Annotated in this window: 3 protein-coding genes; all 3 read left to right on the forward strand. The window is 67.5% G+C overall.

Annotated features, from left to right (window positions below; all coding sequences use genetic code 11):
• Positions 1-120: 120 nt before the first annotated feature.
• Positions 121-516, forward strand: coding sequence for a thioredoxin domain-containing protein (locus DPQ64_RS18420; RefSeq protein ID WP_115865746.1), 396 nt, complete (start codon positions 121-123; stop codon positions 514-516).
• 107 nt (positions 517-623) lie between these two features.
• The gene (locus DPQ64_RS18425; RefSeq protein WP_115865747.1) at positions 624-1,070 is read left to right on the forward strand and encodes a DUF7552 domain-containing protein; all 447 of its coding nucleotides are present in this window, start codon (positions 624-626) and stop codon (positions 1,068-1,070) included.
• A 108-nt stretch (positions 1,071-1,178) separates the two neighbouring features.
• Positions 1,179-1,495, forward strand: a 317-nt coding sequence (locus tag DPQ64_RS18430) for a DUF7552 domain-containing protein (protein ID WP_198662207.1), incomplete at its 3' end; no start/stop codon positions are given.

The raw sequence follows: 1,495 nt of genomic DNA on the forward strand, positions 1-1,495 counted from the left end.
CGCGGCGGCGCGATTTCGCGCCGCCGCGCGACCGGCCGACGGGGGACCGAGATGCCGAAATTATCGGAGCTGAGAAGAGAGCTGCAGAACTAAGTCGCCTGCTCTCCACCATCCGCGTAAATGAACGACGACGAGGACCTCGCGGCGGTGCGTGAGCGCAAGAAACGCAGGCTCGTCCAGGAACACGGCCTCGGCGCGCCCTCCGCACCGGTGTACGTCGACGGCTCCCAGAACTTCGCGGACACCGTGGCGGCCCACGACGTGGTGGTGGTCCACTACTACGCCGACCGCGGTGCCGGCCAGCGCCTCCATCCCATCGTAGAGACAGTTGCGAGCGAGACGGTCGCCGCGGTAGCGAAGGTGAACGTGGTCCACCACCAGCGACTCGCGCGGGAGCAGGGCGTCGAGGGAACCCCGACGGTCGACGTGTACGCCGAGGGCGAGCGCGTCGAGCGCATCGAAGAGGCCGTCGAGAGAGACGAACTGGTCGGACTGGTCGAGAAGTACTGGAGGTAGAAATTCTGTCGGAGCAGTCGCTCGACTTCACCGACCCGAGAGCCATCAGTCGCGCCTATCGAAAGTCCTTTTAGGCCCACCTAACTTAGATTAGGCCAGCCTAAATCATGGCCGACTTCCTCTCCAGTATCCGCCAGCAAATCGCCGATCTGGCCCGCGACGACGGCGACTTCTACGTCGCGTGCGCCGAGACGGACGACAGCCCCGCGCCGCTGACCAGCAGACGGTTCCCCTCCGAAGCGGCCGCCAGCGAGGCCGCCGACCTCGCGCGGTCGTACCGCGACGCGCTCCGCGAGTCCGACCCCGACCTGCCCGAGCACCGCCTCGCCGTGTACGAACTCTCGGGCGAGTCGCTGACGCTCGTCTCGACCCGCGAGCGCGCCGCGGGCCAGCGCCGGAACGGCCTCCCGCGGAGTTCGCGCTCGGTGATGCTCTCGGGCGACGGCGAGCGCGAGTGGCTGCGGATGGACAACGCGCCGCTGGTCCACGTCCGACGGGACGGCGAACCGCTGCCCGACGACGCGGTCGAGCGCCAACTCGACTCGAAGCTCTGAACGACCTGAACTCTCGTTCCTGACCGACCGCTGTCCTATCACTTCCGCGGCCGATGCGCGTTCCGAAACTACTTACCGGCTGGTGTGACCTGTCGCAGTCGAGTCCCCATGACCGACCGCCTCGAAGTCCTCCATCGAGAAATCGACGACATGACCGACGCCGACGGCGAGTTCGCGGTCGTCTGCCCGCTCTCGGGCAAGCGACCGGTCCCCGTGAGGGGCAAGTCGTTCCCGACGGCCGAGGTCGCCGCCGACGCAGTGGACCTCGTGATCGAGTATCGGAAGCTGCTCCGCGAGGTGGACCCGCACCTCGAGAACATTCCCATCGTGGCGTGCGAGCAACGCGGCGAATCGCTCTCGCTCTCGCCGTCGGGGAACCGGACCAGCGACTCCTCGTCGTTCACGGGATCCCCATCGCGGTCGCG

It is taken from the genome of Halorussus litoreus (assembly GCF_003382685.1).
GTDB classification, from domain to species: domain Archaea; phylum Halobacteriota; class Halobacteria; order Halobacteriales; family Haladaptataceae; genus Halorussus; species Halorussus litoreus.

Excerpts from the sequence above, each read along its gene's own strand:
- DPQ64_RS18420 (WP_115865746.1), top strand. The coding sequence starts at position 121 with ATGAACGACGACGAGGACCTCGCGGCGGTGCGTGAGCGCAAGAAACGC.
- DPQ64_RS18425 (WP_115865747.1), top strand. The coding sequence starts at position 624 with ATGGCCGACTTCCTCTCCAGTATCCGCCAGCAAATCGCCGATCTGGCC.